Consider the following 15,231-nt stretch of genomic DNA (forward strand, 5'->3'; position numbering starts at 1 on the left):
TCAATTAGCTACCCTCTGGAGCAGGCTCCGTCACGGAACGTGCCCCGCATGACGGCTGGTTATCAACCGGCCTAACTTACACCACAACCCCTGCCGGCCGGCAGGCGCCGTCTGTAACCCTTTATGATGCCTGGCGCTCGCCGTGACGGCGGTCCCACTCCATGAGACCCGCGAACCACCTGTCTGTCGCAGTCTATTCCCCGCGGAAGCCGCGCGCGAGCAGGTATTGCTCGCGTGAGCGATCACGCGACGAAAGCGGTTTGCGCATCAGCACCTTGTCGAACATTTCCTTGACCTGCTTGTGGTAGAGGTCGAATCCCTCACCCTGGAATATCTTGATCAGGAAATCACCACCCGGCGTCAGGACTCGCGCCGCAAGATCGAGCGCCAGCTCGCACAGGTACATGGCACGCGGCTGATCGGCCGCCCTGACACCACTCATATTGGGGGCCATGTCGGAAATCACAAGGTCGACCGGGTGCTCGCCGATCGCCTCGAGGATCCGGGCAAAGACCACATCGTCGGTGAAGTCTCCCTGAATGAAGGTGACGTCCGGAATGCTGTCCATTTCAAGGATGTCCGACGCGATGAGCCGCCCTCGATCACCAATCACCCGACTGGTGACCTGGGACCAGCCACCCGGCGCAGCCCCGAGGTCGACCACGGTCATGCCGGGTCGAAGAATGCGGTCCTTCTCCTGAATCTCCAGCAGCTTGTAGCTGGCACGCGAGCGATAACCATCCTTCTGCGCCATCTTGACGTAGGGGTCATCGAAATGTTCTTTCAGCCAACGATGGCTAGTCTTGGAACGGGCCACGGGATACCTCGTGTTCGGCTGTGCGCCCCGAAGTCACTCGGGTAAACTAGCAGCCTTTTTTCGCAGGGGTCTGATTATGGCGCTCTCTCAGGAGCACAAGAAGCAATACAAATCTATCGGCCACCACCTGAAACCGGTATTGATCGTGGCCGAGAACGGCCTGACCGAAGGGGTCCTGGCCGAACTGGATCGTGCGCTCAACGATCACGAACTGATCAAGGTGCAGTTCCGCATCACCGAACGCGAGGATCGGCGCGCACTGATTGACGAGCTTTGCGAAGCCGGCAAGTGCGAACTGGTTCAGGTCATCGGCAAGATGGCGCTGATCTACCGCCGCAATCCCAAGCCCAACCGCAACCTCTCCAACATCAGCCGCTTCAGCGGCCTTTGATGCCTTGAAGCCGACGGGGCGCCACTTAGCGCGCCCTGCGGCGATCACTGCCCGGCACGGGCTGCACGACCAGCAACGCACCACACAGCGTCAACACCATGTAGCTGAATGCCAACAGGCGAGCGAACTCGGCTTTCCAGAAGCTGACGACCAGGAAGATCGTTGCCGCCAGCAGGATGACCAACAGCAGCTGCCCTCGCGAATCCCGCAACACGCTGCGCGCGCCCTCCAGCCAGGCCAGCAGCCCCAACTGAAGCACGCCACAGAACGCCGCAAACCCCACCAACAACGGGGAAAGACTGCGAGACAGCTCTTCCACCAACAATGGCGCAAATCCCACTCGTTCCAAGGCTGGCAGAACCACGAAGTGCAGCAGCCAGAGGCCACCGACCCAGAATGTCTGGACCAGCTGCCACCCGGCTACCGCCGCACGGGAGGAGCGTCGATCAGATATGGCGAACCTCGACGATCTCGTACTCGACCAGACCGCTGGGCGTCTTCACCACCACCACATCACCCTCGACCTTGCCCACCAGCGCTCGCGCGATGGGGGAGCTGACCGAGAGCTTGCCACGCTTGATGTCGGCTTCGTCGTCACCCACGATCTGGTAGGTCACGGTTTCGTCGGTCTCGACGTTGGCGATGTCCACGGTCACACCGAAGATCACCTTGCCACTGTGGGGGATGGTGGTGATGTCGATGATGTGGGCGTTGGACAGCTTGGCCTCGATGTCGCGGATGCGCGCCTCGGCCAGGCCCTGCTGCTCACGGGCAGCATGGTACTCGGCGTTCTCCTTGAGATCGCCCAGCTCACGTGCCTCGGCAATGGCCTGGCTGATCTTCGGGCGCTCGATCTTGAGCGCCTTGAGTTCGTCTTCCAGGGCCTGAGCGCCCTGGATGGTCATCGGAAACTTGGTCATGCGTTGATTCCTGCATGGAGATCCTGCAAGCGGCGCACGGTCTTCTCGGGACCGAACTTGAGCGCCTCACAGACCGCCTGCCCCGCCGCGATGGTGGTGGTGCAGTAGATCTTGTGCTGCAGGGCGTTACGACGGATCGAGTAGGAGTCGGCAATGGACTGACGCCCCTCGGTGGTATTGATGATCAGGGTGACCTCGTCGTTCTTGATCATGTCGACCACATGGGGACGACCTTCGGTCACCTTGTTCACCCGGCGTACCGGCAGGCCGGCGGCCTCGATGACACGCGCAGTACCGGCAGTCGCCACGACCTCGAAGCCCAGCGCCACCAGGTCACGAGCGACTTGAACGGCCTCGGCCTTGTCGTCTTCGCGCACGCTGATGAAGGCAGTACCGGAGTTCGGGAGGATCTCGCTGGCACCGAGCTGGGCCTTGGCAAAGGCTTCGCCGAAGGTATCACCCACGCCCATCACCTCGCCAGTGGACTTCATTTCCGGGCCGAGGATCGGGTCGACGCCCGGGAACTTGGCGAAGGGGAACACCGCCTCCTTGACGCTGAAGAACGGCGGGATGATCTCCTGGGTGAAGCCGACCTCAGCCAGGCTCTTGCCTGCCATGACGCGTGCGGCCACCTTGGCCAGGGACTCGCCGATGCACTTGGAGACGAACGGCACGGTACGGGACGCGCGCGGGTTCACCTCGATCACGTAGATGTCCTCGCCCTGCACGGCCATCTGCACGTTCATCAGGCCGACGACACCCAGCTCCAGGGCCATCTTCTTGACCTGCTCGCGGATCTCGTCCTGGATGTGCTTCGGCAGCGAGTACGGCGGCAGCGAGCACGCGGAGTCACCGGAGTGCACACCGGCCTGCTCGATGTGCTGCATGATCGCGCCGATCACGACGGTTTCGCCGTCGCACACCGCATCCACGTCCACCTCGATGGCGCAGTTGAGGAAGCGATCCAGCAGCACCGGGCTGTCGTTGGAAACCTTCACGGCCTCACGCATGTAGCGCTTGAGCTCTTCTTCCTGGTAGACGATTTCCATCGCACGGCCACCCAGCACGTAGGACGGACGCACCACCATCGGGTAGCCGATGCCCTTGGACAGGGCCAGGGCTTCGTCTTCGCTACGGGCCGTGGCGTTGGCCGGCTGGCGCAGGTTGAGACGCTGGACCATCTGCTGGAAGCGCTCGCGGTCTTCGGCACGGTCGATGGCATCCGGACTGGTGCCGATGATCGGCACACCGGCCTCTTCGAGGGCGCGGCACAGCTTCAGCGGGGTCTGGCCGCCGTACTGCACGATGACGCCCTTGGGCTGCTCGACGCGGACGATCTCCAGTACGTCTTCCAGGGTCACCGGCTCGAAATACAGGCGATCCGAGGTGTCGTAGTCGGTGGAGACGGTCTCCGGGTTGCAGTTGACCATGATGGTCTCGTAGCCGTCTTCGCGCATCGCCAACGCTGCGTGTACGCAGCAGTAGTCGAACTCGATGCCTTGGCCGATGCGGTTGGGGCCGCCACCCAGGATCATGATCTTGTCGCGACCGGACGGGTTCGCCTCGCACTCTTCCTCGTAGGTCGAGTACATGTAGGCGGTGTCGGTGGCGAATTCGGCAGCACAGGTGTCGACGCGCTTGTACACCGGCAGCACTTTCAGCTTGTGGCGATGGGCCCGCAGGTTCTTCTCGGTGACACCCAGCAGCTTGGCGAGGCGCGCATCGGAGAAGCCCTTGCGCTTGAGGCGGCGCATCAGCTCGTAGTCGATCCCGGACAGACCCAGGGTCTGCACCTGCTGCTCTTCCTTCACCAGGTCTTCGATCTGGATCAGGAACCACTCATCGATGCGGGTGAGGTCGAACACTTCTTCGACCGTCTTGCCGGCGCGGAATGCATCAGCCACATACCAGATACGCTCGGCGCCCGGCACGGTCAGCTCGCGCTTGAGGATGCTCTCGGCCTCGGGGTCGGCCAGGTCCAGCTTGGGATCGAAGCCGGCAACGCCGACTTCCAGACCACGCAGGGCCTTCTGCACGGACTCCTGGAAAGTGCGACCGATGGCCATCACTTCGCCCACGGACTTCATCTGGGTGGTCAGGCGGGCGTCAGCCTTGGGGAACTTCTCGAAGGCAAAGCGCGGAACCTTGGTCACCACGTAGTCGATGGCCGGCTCGAAGGACGCCGGGGTACGACCGCCGGTGATGTCGTTCTGCAGCTCGTCCAGGGTGTAGCCGACAGCCAGCTTGGCGGCGATCTTGGCGATCGGGAAGCCGGTGGCCTTGGAGGCCAGAGCGGAGGAGCGGGATACGCGCGGGTTCATCTCGATCACGACCATGCGGCCGGTGTTCGGGCAGATGCCGAACTGCACGTTGGAACCGCCGGTCTCCACGCCGATCTCGCGCAGCACCGCCAGGGAGGCGTTGCGCAGGATCTGGTATTCCTTGTCGGTCAGGGTCTGCGCGGGCGCCACGGTGATGGAGTCACCGGTGTGCACGCCCATCGGGTCGAAGTTCTCGATGGCGCAGACGATGATGCAGTTGTCCTTCTTGTCGCGGACAACCTCCATCTCGTATTCCTTCCAGCCGATCAGGGACTCGTCGATCAGCAGCTCGTTGGTCGGGGACAGGTCCAGGCCACGGGCGCAGATCTCTTCGAACTCTTCACGGTTGTAGGCGATGCCGCCACCGGTGCCGCCCATGGTGAAGGACGGACGGATGATGCAAGGGAAGCCGACCATCTCGAGGACGCCATAGGCCTCTTCCATGCTGTGGGCGATGCCGGAGCGCGGGCAGGCCAGGCCGATGTCCTTCATGGCCTTGTCGAAGCGCGAACGGTCCTCGGCCTTGTCGATGGTGTCGGCGTTGGCACCGATCATCTCGACGCCGAACTTCTCCAGGACGCCATGGCGCTCCAGGTCCAGGGCGCAGTTCAGCGCGGTCTGGCCGCCCATGGTGGGCAGGAGGGCGTCAGGACGCTCCTTCTCGATGATCTTGGCAACGGTCTGCCACTTGATCGGCTCGATGTAGGTGGCGTCGGCCATGGCCGGGTCGGTCATGATGGTGGCCGGGTTGGAGTTCACCAGGATGACGCGGAAACCTTCTTCCTTCAGGGCCTTGCAGGCCTGGGCGCCCGAGTAGTCGAACTCGCAGGCCTGGCCGATGACGATGGGGCCGGCGCCGAGGATCAGGATGCTTTTGATATCTGTACGTTTTGGCATGGTCTTACTCGAATCCTTGGGTCAGTCGGCGAGGATCAGCGGCGCTTGGCCATGGTTTCGATGAAGCGATCGAACAGCGGAGCCACATCGTGCGGACCGGGGCTCGCCTCGGGGTGCCCCTGGAAGCTGAAGGCCACCTTGTCGGTGCGCTCGATGCCCTGCAGGGTGCCGTCGAACAGCGACTTGTGGGTGGCACGCAGGTTGGCCGGCATGCTGGACTCGTCCACGGCGAAACCGTGGTTCTGGCTGGTGATCATCACCACGCCGGAATCCAGGTCCTGCACCGGGTGGTTGGCGCCGTGGTGGCCGTGGCCCATCTTCATGGTGCGGGCACCGGAGGCCAGGGCCAGCAACTGGTGGCCCAGGCAGATACCGAACACCGGGATGTCGGTCTCGAGGATTTCCTTAATGGCGGCGATGGCGTAGTCGCAAGGCTCCGGGTCACCCGGGCCGTTGGACAGGAAGACGCCATCCGGATTCAGGGCGAGCACGTCCTTGGCCGGGGTCTTGGCCGGCACCACGGTCAGGCGGCAACCACGTGCGACGAGCATGCGCAGGATGTTCAGCTTCACGCCGTAGTCATAGGCCACCACGTGGTAGGGCAGCTCGGCAGCAGCGATCTCGGGGTGGCTGTCGCTTTCCAGGTTCCAGACACTGGAGCGCCATTCATAAGGCTTCTCGCAAGTCACTTCCTTGGCCAGGTCCATGCCCTTCAGGCCCGGGAAGCTGCGTGCCAGTTCCAGTGCCTTTTCCTCGGTGGCATCAGCGCCGACCAGGATGCAGCCGTTCTGGGAGCCCTTCTCACGCAGGATGCGGGTCAGGCGGCGGGTATCAAGCCCCGCGATCGCAACGGTACCGGTCGCCTGCAGGTATTCCGGCAGGGACTGCTTGCTGCGCCAGTTGCTGGCCAGCAGCGGCAGGTCGCGAATGATCAGGCCGGCGGCCCAGACGCGGTCGGACTCGGCATCTTCCGGCGTGATGCCGGTGTTGCCGATGTGGGGATAGGTCAGGGTGACGATCTGCTGCGCATAGGAAGGATCGGTGAGGATTTCCTGGTAGCCGGTCATGGCAGTGTTGAACACCACCTCTCCGATGGTCTGGCCGTCGGCCCCGATGGACTCGCCGCGGAAAATGCTGCCGTCGGCAAGCGCGAGTATGGCTGGCTTAGTCAAGAAGACCTCCCGTATCTAAGGCTGAAGCAAACGCAGATTGTAAAAAAGCGGGATGACGTTGATACCGTCACCCCGCTTTTTTATCTGAGCCATTTCTGCGTAACTTTTAGTGGACACACTAAAGCTGCAGCTTACAGGAATGCGTCATTTCGGTCCACAGGAAAGACATCACCAAACTGCATTCCGCGACCAACAATCAGCGCAGACCCAGCACATCCTGCATGTCGTACAGGCCGGCACCCTGGCCATCCAGCCACAGCGCGGCACGTACGGCGCCACGGGCGAACGTCATGCGACTGGACGCCTTGTGGGTGATCTCGACGCGCTCGCCATCGGCCGCGAACAGGACGGTATGGTCGCCGACCACATCACCTGCACGCACGGTGGCGAAGCCGATGGTTTCGCGCTCGCGAGCGCCCGTCTGACCTTCACGGCCATAGACCGCCACCTTCGACAGGTCGCGCCCCAGGGCCTCGGCCACCACCTCACCCATGCGCAGCGCGGTGCCGGAGGGGGCATCGACCTTGTGGCGGTGATGGGCTTCGATGATCTCGATGTCCACTTCGTCGCCGAGCACCCGCGCAGCGGTGTCCAGCAGCTTGAGACAAAGATTCACCCCGACGCTGAAGTTTGCGGCAAAGACGATGGGGATCTGCTTGGCCGCCTCGGCCAGCAGCGCCTTCTCCTCGGCGGTGAAACCGGTAGTGCCGATGACCATGGCCTTGCCCGCCTGGCGACAGACCTCCAGGTTCTTGAGGGTCACCGACGGGTGAGTGAAGTCGATCAGCACGTCGAACTCGTCCACCACCTTGGCCAGGTCGCCCGAGAGCGGCACGCCGATACGCCCCAGGGCGGCCAGCTCACCTGCATCAGCCCCCACCAGGGTGCTGTCGGGTCGATCGATGGCGGCGGTCAGGCCGGCACCCGGGTTCTGCTGGACCGCTTCGATCAGGGTCTTGCCCATGCGCCCGGCGGCGCCCATCACTGCAATACGTCGCATAACGAACAAAGCTCCAAGCTAGAAGCGCCAGGCCCCGCGCACAATCAGGCCAAGCCTGCCGTACGCCGCCTGGCGCCCTGCGTCAAAGATCACCAAAGAAGCGCTTCATGCCTTCGAACCAGGTGCTGGCCTTGGGCGAATGGGAGCCGTCACTCTGCAGGCTCTTGCGGAACTCTTCCAGCAGTTCCCGCTGGCGCTTGTCCAGATTCACCGGCGTCTCGACCACCACGCGGCACATCAGGTCGCCCGCACCACCACCCCGCACAGGGGCAACGCCCTTGCCACGCAGGCGGAACAGCTTGCCGGTCTGGGTTGCCTCGGGGATCTTCAACTTGACGCGGCCGTCCAGGGTCGGCACCTCCAGCTCACCACCCAGCGCCGCATCGGCGAAGCTGATCGGCACCTCGCAGTACAGGTGCTTGCCGTCACGCTGGAAGATCGGGTGCTCGCGCACGTTGACCACCACGTACAGGTCGCCGGGCGGCCCGCCCATCACGCCCGCCTCGCCTTCGCCGGACAGGCGGATGCGGTCGCCGGTGTCCACGCCGGACGGCACCTTCACCGACAGGGTCTTGTGCTCTTCCACACGCCCCTGGCCATGGCAGCTGCCGCACGGGTCGCTGATCATCTTGCCGGTGCCGTGGCAACGCGGGCAGGTCTGCTGGACGGAGAAGAAGCCCTGCTGCATGCGCACCTGCCCAATGCCACCGCAGGTGGTGCAGGTGACGGGGCTGGTGCCTTTCTTCGCACCGGAGCCATCGCAGGTCTTGCAGTTGACCAGGGTCGGCACACGGATGGTCACGGTCGTGCCGCGAACCGCCTCTTCGAGATCCAGCTCAAGGGTGTAGCGCAGGTCGCTGCCACGCTGGGCACCGCCACGCTGGCCACCGCGCTGGCCACCGAAGAAGTCGCTGAACACGTCGCCGAAGATGTCGGAGAAGCTAGCACCGCCGAACCCTGCCCCACCGCCGCCGCCCATCTGCGGGTCGACGCCGGCGTGGCCGTATTGGTCGTAGGCCGCGCGCTTGCTGGCATCCGAGAGGATTTCGTAGGCCTCGTTGGCCTCCTTGAATTTCTCCTCGGACTCCTTGTCCCCCGGGTTGCGGTCCGGGTGGTACTTCATGGCCAGGCGACGATAGGCCTTCTTCAGCTCGGCCTCGCTGGCGCCACGCTCCACACCGAGGATTTCGTAAAAGTCACGTTTAGCCATTGGTTCTCTGCACTCTGAAAGTTTCGCGCCCTCCAGACACGCCGACGCGGGAGCAAGCCCCCGCGTGGCGAATCACCCCGGGCCGAACGGCCCGGGGCAGGAGCGCAAGCAAGCGTGGCGCTTACTTGTTGTCCTTGACCTCTTCGAACTCGGCGTCGACGGCATCGTCGGCAGCCTTGTCGTCGCCTGCGGGAGCACCCTCGCCGGCCTTGGCCTGCTCGGCGTACATCTTCTGCGCCAGCGGAGCGGAAGCCTGGGACAGCGCATTCATCTTGGCTTCGATCTCGGCCTTGTCATCGCCCTTCACGGCAACTTCCAGCTCGCCTACAGCTTTCTCGATGGCCGCTTTCTCTTCAGCAGTGGCCTTGTCGCCCGCTTCGGTGATCATCTTGCGGGTGGCGTGAACCAGCGCATCGCCCTGGTTGCGGGCACCGGCCAGCTCTTCGAACTTGCGGTCTTCCTCGGCGTTGGCTTCGGCGTCACGCACCATCTGCTGGATTTCTTCCTCGGACAGGCCGGAGTTGGCCTTGATCACGATGGACTGCTGCTTGCCGGTGGCCTTGTCCTTGGCGGACACGTGCAGGATGCCGTTGGCGTCGATGTCGAAGGTCACTTCGATCTGCGGCACGCCACGCGGAGCCGGCGGGATCTCGGCCAGGTCGAACTTGCCCAGGGACTTGTTCTGGCCGGCCTGCTTGCGCTCACCCTGCAGCACGTGAATGGTCACGGCGGACTGGTTGTCGTCGGCAGTGGAGAACACCTGGGACTTCTTGGTCGGGATGGTGGTGTTCTTCTCGATCAGCGGAGTCATCACGCCACCCAGGGTCTCGATACCCAGGGTCAGCGGGCTCACGTCGAGCAGCAGCACGTCCTTCACGTCACCGGCCAGTACGGCGCCCTGAATGGCCGCACCGATGGCGACGGCTTCGTCCGGGTTGACGTCCTTGCGCGCTTCCTTGCCGAAGAAGTCGGCGACTTGCTTCTGCACCAGCGGCATGCGGGTCTGACCACCGACCAGGATGACTTCGTGGATGTCGCCCACGTCCAGGCCGGCATCTTTCAGCGCGATGCGGCACGGCTCGATGGTGCGAGCGACCAGGTCTTCCACCAGGGCTTCCAGCTTGGCGCGGGAAATCTTCACGTTCAGGTGCTTCGGACCGGTCTGGTCTGCCGTGATGTACGGCAGGTTGACGTCGGTCTGCTGGCTGGAGGACAGCTCGATCTTGGCCTTCTCGGCAGCCTCTTTGAGGCGCTGCATGGCCAGCGGGTCGCCCTTCAGGTCCATGCCGGACTCTTTCTTGAACTCGTCGACGAGGTAGTCGATCAGGCGGATGTCGAAGTCCTCACCACCCAGGAAGGTGTCGCCGTTGGTGGCCAGCACTTCGAACTGGTGCTCGCCGTCCACTTCGGCGATCTCGATGACCGACACGTCGAAGGTACCGCCACCCAGGTCATAGACGATCACGGTGTGGTCGCCCTTGGCCTTGTCCATGCCGTAGGCCAGCGCTGCCGCGGTAGGCTCGTTGATGATGCGCTTGACGTCCAGGCCGGCGATACGACCGGCGTCCTTGGTGGCCTGGCGCTGGCTGTCGTTGAAGTAGGCCGGAACGGTGATGACGGCTTCGGTCACCGGCTCGCCGAGGTAGTCTTCGGCGGTCTTCTTCATCTTCTTCAGCACTTCCGCAGAGATTTGCGGAGGCGCCATCTTCTGGCCCTTCACTTCGACCCAGGCGTCACCGTTGTCGGCCTTGGCGATCTTGTAGGGGACCATCTTGATGTCTTTCTGAACGACGTCTTCTTCGAAGCGACGACCGATCAGGCGCTTCACGGCGTACAGGGTGTTGTGCGGGTTGGTGACGGCCTGGCGCTTGGCGGACTGGCCGACCAGGATCTCGCCGTCGTTGGTGTAGGCGATGATCGAGGGGGTGGTACGCGCGCCTTCGGCGTTCTCGATCACCTTGACGTTGCCATTCTCAAGAATGGAAACGCAGGAGTTGGTGGTACCCAGGTCGATACCGATGATCTTGCCCATATTCTCTCTCCCGAAACTTTGATTTCTTTACGGCCCCGCTCGCTTGGGGGCCGCATCAGCATGTGAACGCTTGGACTACCAGATGGGGGCCCGAAGCCGGATTTCAAGCCTGCTCGTCGATGGACGGCGGCGCTTCGGCCGGGGCCTTGCTGACCACGACCATGGCCGGGCGCAGCAGGCGGCCGTTGAGCAGGTAGCCCTTCTGGAAGACCTTCAGGACGCTACCCGGCTCGACATGGGTACTCTCTTCCATTGCCATCGCCTGATGATGCTCCGGGTTGAACGGAGCGCCATGGGGATCGACGGCCTCAACCTGGAAGCGCTTCAGGGTGTCGTGGAACAGCTTCAGGGTCAGCTCGACGCCTTCACGTACAGGGCGAACGGCCTCGTCCTCGGCACTGGTCAGCTCCAGGCCGCGCTCCAGGCTGTCGACCACCGGCAGCAGGTCGTTGGCGAACTTCTCCAGGGCGAATTTGTGCGCCTTCTCGACATCCTGCTCCGCACGGCGGCGGATGTTCTGCAGCTCGGCGGCGGTACGCAGGGACTGGTCCTGGGCCGCAGCCAGCTGCTCCTCCAGCGCCTGGACGCGGGCCACGAGGTCCTCGCCCGCCACGTCAGCCGGTGCGCTCACCTCGGGGTTCTGGGTATCCAGGTTCTGTTCGTCTGCCATGCCTTCCTCCTTACTGAAACGGTGGCGGGGAATGACCCGCCGATCTGTCCGCCTATATGGGGTCGCAATTTATCGCTTCAAGGGCAGCAGGCGATTGTCAGCCGGAAAACAAACACTGTATAAATAGCCAGCCTAAGCCCAGGGGAGTCCCCGCCATGCTGGTCCACCTCTCAGTCCACAACTACGCCATCGTCGAGCACCTGGATCTTGAGCTCGAAGGCGGCATGACCGTGATTACCGGCGAGACCGGCGCGGGCAAGTCGATCATGCTCGACGCCCTCGGCCTGACCCTGGGCGACCGCGCCGACAGTGGCGCCGTCCGCCCCGGCGCGGAGAAGGCCGACATCCTCGCCAGCTTCGACCTGAGCGACATCCCCGAAGCCCGCGCCTGGCTCGCCGAGCGGGACCTGGAAACCGACGGCCCGTGCATCCTGCGCCGGGTCATCACTGCGGAAGGACGCTCCCGTGCCTATATAAACGGCACGCCCTGCCCCCAGGGCGATCTCAAGGCACTTGGCGAACTGCTGATCGACATCCACAGCCAGCATGAGCATCAGTCGCTGCTCAAGCCGGACACCCATCGGCGCCTGCTGGACGAATTTGCCGGCGCCAGCGACCTGGCCCGCCAGGTCCAGCTCGCTGCCCAGCGCTGGCGCCAGACCCGCCAGGAGCTCCAGCGCCTGTCCCGCAACAGCGAGGAGCAGCGCGCCCGCCACCAATTGCTCAGCTACCAACTGGAAGAGCTGGAGCAACTGGCCCTCGGCGATAACGAACTGGAGCAACTGGAAGCCGAGCACAAGACCCTGTCCAACGCCGAAGGCCTGCTGGCCGGCTGCCGCCAGGTACTGGACATGTGCAGCGAGAGCGATGCTGGCAACGTCCTCAGCGCCCTCACCTCCAGCCTCAACCGCCTGACAGCCTTCAACGCCCAGCAGGGCCCGATTGCCGAAGCCGTCAACCTGCTGGCCAGCGCACAGATCCAGGTGGAAGAAGCGGTCGGCGAGATCAACCGCTTCATCGACCATTTCGATGCCGACCCGCACCGCCAGCAGGAGGTCGAAGAACGCCTCGATACGCTCTACACCCTGGCCCGCAAGCACCGCATCCATCCCAGCGAACTGCCTCACCTGCAGCACACGCTGCTGGAGGAGATCGAAGCGCTCAATGCCGATGACGAGGCGGTGGAGCGCCTCGGGGACGAACTGGCGGCCTATGCCCGCCACTACCAGGCAAAAGCCGCCGAGCTGAGCCAGTTGCGCGGCAAAGCGGCCGGCAAGCTGGCCAAGGCCGTGGAGACGGAGATGCAACGCCTGGGCATGCCCGGCGGGCGTTTCAGCATCGAGCTGCGCAGTATCGAAAGCGACGAACCCCAGCCGAACGGACAGGAACAGGTGGAGTTCCTGGTCAGCGCCAACCCGGGTCAGCCCCTCAAGGGCCTGGCCAAGGTCGCCTCGGGCGGCGAGCTGTCCCGGATCAGCCTGGCCATCCAGGTCATCACCGCACAGACCTCGAGGGTACCGACCCTGGTGTTCGACGAAGTGGACGTGGGCATCGGCGGTCCCACCGCAGAAGTGGTCGGCCAGTTGCTGCGGCGCCTGGGCGAACGCGGCCAGGTCCTCACCGTCACCCACCTGCCCCAGGTGGCCGCCCAGGGCCATCACCACCTCTTCGTGCACAAGAAGCGCGGCAGCAAGGAAACCCGAACCGCCGTCGCCAACCTCGACGACGCGGCGCGCGTGGAAGAGATCGCCCGCATGCTGGGCGGCGTCGACCTCACCGAAGAGTCCATCGCTCACGCCCGCAAGATGGTCACCAGCGCCCGCCACTGATTCGCGCAGGCATGAAAAAGGCGACCCGAGGTCGCCTTTTTCATGGAGCGGAAATCACTTCTTCTTGCGCACGTACAGCACCAGATTGTGATCGACGAGCTCGAAGCCGTGCTCTTTCACGATCTCTTTCTGCCGCTTTTCGATTTCGGCGTCGATGAATTCGATGACCTCACCGGAATCCACGCAGACCATGTGGTCGTGGTGGCCGCTGTCAGCCAGTTCGAACACGGCATGGCCGCCATCGAAGTTGTGGCGGACGACGAGGCCGGCAGCCTCGAACTGGGTAAGCACGCGGTAGACCGTCGCAAGGCCTACGTCCTCGCCGGCTTCCATCAGTGCCTTGTACACATCCTCGGCACTCATGTGACGCTGATCGGCGGAGTCGAGCATCTGAAGGATCTTCACCCGAGGCAGGGTGACCTTCAGACCGGCTTTGCGAAGTTCGTTATTTTCAACCATGGTCAGCTTTCTCGTGGATGCTGCTTCGCAGCTTCCCTCAATGCGGGTATGATCGGATTTTCGTTGCCCAGCCAAGATAGTGGAAGTCACCCACCGATGCAAAACACCAAGCTCCTGCTGACCAGCCTCTCATTTGCAGGCCTGCTCGCACTCGCCGGTTGTTCGTTTCCCGGTGTCTACAAGATCGACATCCAGCAAGGCAACGTCGTAACGCAGGACATGATAGACCAGTTGAAGCCCGGAATGACCCGGCGCCAAGTGCGGTTTATCATGGGCAACCCCTTGATTCTCGATACCTTCCACGCCAACCGTTGGGATTATCTCTACAGCATCCAGCCCGGCGGCGGCCAGCGTCAGCAGGAGCGCGTCACCCTGCTGTTCGACGGCAACGACCAGCTGATCGGCCTGGGCGGTGACTTCATGCCTGGCGTCAGCCGCGACGAGGCGATCCTCGGCAGCGACGGCAACAACCAGGTCACCCCGAACAAACCCACCCAGCAGAAGCCGGAAGAGAAAGCCAAGCCCGGTTCGCTGCTGGAGCAGATCCAGAAGGAAGTGGACCAGGTGGAAACCGTACCGGTCCCGATCCCGGAACCCCTGGACACCACGCCGCAGTAACTGCAGCACCCATGAAAAAGCCCGGACTGGTTCCGGGCTTTTTTGTACCTGCCTGATCGAGAAGGACCGACAGCCGCAGCGTCCTCAGACGCCGATCAATCGCCCCGACCCTCTCCCCTGGCCTGAGCCGCACGCGCGGCACGCGCCTTGCGCACCTCCTTCGGATCGGCCACCAGCGGCCGGTACACCTCGATGCGATCCCCCGCCTCGACCTGCCGAGCCTCGGCGTGCTGCACCGCCTTGCCGAAGATGCCCAGCGGTGCAGCCGCCAGGTCCACGCCGGGAAACGCATCCGCCAGCCCCGCCATCAGCACGGCCTGGCGCAACGTCGTGCCGGCCGGCACATCCAGCCGCACCAGGCGCTGACGATCAGGCAGCGCGCACACCACCTCGACGGCGATCAGCGACTCAGCCATACAGCTGCTTGGCCCGCTGGCAGAAGGCATCCACCAAGGTGTTCGCCGCCTGGTTGAACAGCGGCCCCAGGGTCGCCTTGACGATCGGCCCGGCGTAGTCGAAGGACAGGTCCAGGCTGATCTTGCAGGCCTTCTCGCCCAGCGCCTTGAAGTGCCAGACCCCATGCAGTTCGGTGAACGGCCCTTCCTCCAGGTTCATCTCGATGCTCGCCCCCTCCACCAGCACATTGCGGGTGACGAAGCGCTGGCTGATCCCGCCCTTGGCCACACCCAGGCTGGCCACCATGTGCGACTCGCTCGATTCCAGCACCTCGCTGCTCGCGCACCAGGGCAGGAATTCGGGGTAGCGCACCACATCGTTGACCAGGTCGTAGAGTGCCTTGGCGGGATAGGGGAGCAGCGCGGAACGCTGGATATGCGTGGACATCGGAGCCTCTGAACGTCAGTCAGTCGGCTGCTGCAGGGGCAACACGGCTGGT

The 15,231-nt window shown here is 63.7% G+C and carries 15 protein-coding genes; 3 read left to right on the forward strand and 12 right to left on the reverse strand.

What is annotated here, in order from left to right:
* Positions 1 to 193: 193 nt before the first annotated feature.
* Complete coding sequence (rlmE, locus tag BM198_RS12745) at positions 194 to 817, reverse strand: 23S rRNA (uridine(2552)-2'-O)-methyltransferase RlmE (protein WP_069561639.1); 624 nt, start codon at positions 815 to 817, stop codon at positions 194 to 196.
* A 76-nt stretch (positions 818 to 893) separates the two neighbouring features.
* On the opposite strand from rlmE, the gene yhbY reads away from it, so the two are divergent.
* The gene (gene yhbY / locus BM198_RS12750; protein ID WP_044413714.1) at positions 894 to 1,208 is read left to right on the forward strand and encodes a ribosome assembly RNA-binding protein YhbY; all 315 of its coding nucleotides are present in this window, start codon (positions 894 to 896) and stop codon (positions 1,206 to 1,208) included.
* A 25-nt stretch (positions 1,209 to 1,233) separates the two neighbouring features.
* Here the strand turns inward: yhbY and BM198_RS12755 are convergent, their stop codons facing one another.
* The 8 genes from BM198_RS12755 to grpE all read right to left on the reverse strand — a co-directional run bounded on the left by BM198_RS12755 (position 1,234) and on the right by grpE (position 11,430).
* Complete coding sequence (locus BM198_RS12755; RefSeq protein WP_330591945.1) at positions 1,234 to 1,533, reverse strand: DUF4149 domain-containing protein; 300 nt, start codon at positions 1,531 to 1,533, stop codon at positions 1,234 to 1,236.
* A 121-nt stretch (positions 1,534 to 1,654) separates the two neighbouring features.
* Positions 1,655 to 2,128, reverse strand: coding sequence for a transcription elongation factor GreA (gene greA, locus BM198_RS12760; RefSeq protein ID WP_044413709.1), 474 nt, complete (start codon positions 2,126 to 2,128; stop codon positions 1,655 to 1,657).
* Positions 2,125 to 5,346 (reverse strand): carbamoyl-phosphate synthase large subunit, encoded by a 3,222-nt coding sequence (gene carB / locus BM198_RS12765; protein WP_044413706.1) that lies wholly within the window; start codon positions 5,344 to 5,346, stop codon positions 2,125 to 2,127. The genes greA and carB overlap by 4 nt, the downstream gene beginning before the upstream one ends.
* Positions 5,347 to 5,381: 35 nt before the next feature.
* Complete coding sequence (gene carA / locus BM198_RS12770; RefSeq protein ID WP_044413703.1) at positions 5,382 to 6,518, reverse strand: glutamine-hydrolyzing carbamoyl-phosphate synthase small subunit; 1,137 nt, start codon at positions 6,516 to 6,518, stop codon at positions 5,382 to 5,384.
* Positions 6,519 to 6,714: 196 nt separating this feature from the next.
* Complete coding sequence (dapB, locus tag BM198_RS12775; RefSeq protein ID WP_044413699.1) at positions 6,715 to 7,518, reverse strand: 4-hydroxy-tetrahydrodipicolinate reductase; 804 nt, start codon at positions 7,516 to 7,518, stop codon at positions 6,715 to 6,717.
* 82 nt (positions 7,519 to 7,600) lie between these two features.
* Positions 7,601 to 8,728 carry a molecular chaperone DnaJ gene (gene dnaJ, locus BM198_RS12780; RefSeq protein ID WP_044413696.1) on the reverse strand — a complete coding sequence of 376 codons (1,128 nt, stop codon included), beginning with the start codon at positions 8,726 to 8,728 and terminating at the stop codon, positions 7,601 to 7,603.
* 121 nt (positions 8,729 to 8,849) lie between these two features.
* The gene (dnaK, locus tag BM198_RS12785) at positions 8,850 to 10,760 is read right to left on the reverse strand and encodes a molecular chaperone DnaK (protein ID WP_069564936.1); all 1,911 of its coding nucleotides are present in this window, start codon (positions 10,758 to 10,760) and stop codon (positions 8,850 to 8,852) included.
* A 103-nt stretch (positions 10,761 to 10,863) separates the two neighbouring features.
* Positions 10,864 to 11,430, reverse strand: a complete 567-nt coding sequence (gene grpE, locus BM198_RS12790) for a nucleotide exchange factor GrpE (RefSeq protein ID WP_044413691.1) — start codon at positions 11,428 to 11,430, stop codon at positions 10,864 to 10,866.
* Between the two features lie 155 nt (positions 11,431 to 11,585).
* On the opposite strand from grpE, the gene recN reads away from it, so the two are divergent.
* Complete coding sequence (recN, locus tag BM198_RS12795) at positions 11,586 to 13,259, forward strand: DNA repair protein RecN (protein WP_074970390.1); 1,674 nt, start codon at positions 11,586 to 11,588, stop codon at positions 13,257 to 13,259.
* 54 nt (positions 13,260 to 13,313) lie between these two features.
* Here recN and fur read toward each other — a convergent pair whose 3' ends face one another.
* Positions 13,314 to 13,718: a ferric iron uptake transcriptional regulator gene (fur, locus tag BM198_RS12800; RefSeq protein WP_044413688.1), complete on the reverse strand. Its 405-nt coding sequence runs from the start codon at positions 13,716 to 13,718 to the stop codon at positions 13,314 to 13,316.
* Between the two features lie 96 nt (positions 13,719 to 13,814).
* Between fur and BM198_RS12805 the strand changes: the two genes are divergently transcribed.
* A complete protein-coding gene (locus BM198_RS12805) occupies positions 13,815 to 14,336 on the forward strand; it encodes an outer membrane protein assembly factor BamE (protein ID WP_074970392.1) in 522 nt (173 codons plus the stop codon).
* Positions 14,337 to 14,431: 95 nt separating this feature from the next.
* Here BM198_RS12805 and BM198_RS12810 read toward each other — a convergent pair whose 3' ends face one another.
* Both BM198_RS12810 and BM198_RS12815 read right to left on the reverse strand, forming a co-directional pair.
* The gene (locus BM198_RS12810; protein ID WP_074970394.1) at positions 14,432 to 14,752 is read right to left on the reverse strand and encodes an RnfH family protein; all 321 of its coding nucleotides are present in this window, start codon (positions 14,750 to 14,752) and stop codon (positions 14,432 to 14,434) included.
* Positions 14,745 to 15,179 carry a type II toxin-antitoxin system RatA family toxin gene (locus tag BM198_RS12815; RefSeq protein ID WP_069561650.1) on the reverse strand — a complete coding sequence of 145 codons (435 nt, stop codon included), beginning with the start codon at positions 15,177 to 15,179 and terminating at the stop codon, positions 14,745 to 14,747. The genes BM198_RS12810 and BM198_RS12815 overlap by 8 nt, the downstream gene beginning before the upstream one ends.
* Positions 15,180 to 15,231 lie beyond the last annotated feature (52 nt).

Source organism: Metapseudomonas otitidis, from assembly GCF_900111835.1.
Taxonomy (GTDB): Bacteria; Pseudomonadota; Gammaproteobacteria; order Pseudomonadales; family Pseudomonadaceae; genus Metapseudomonas; species Metapseudomonas otitidis.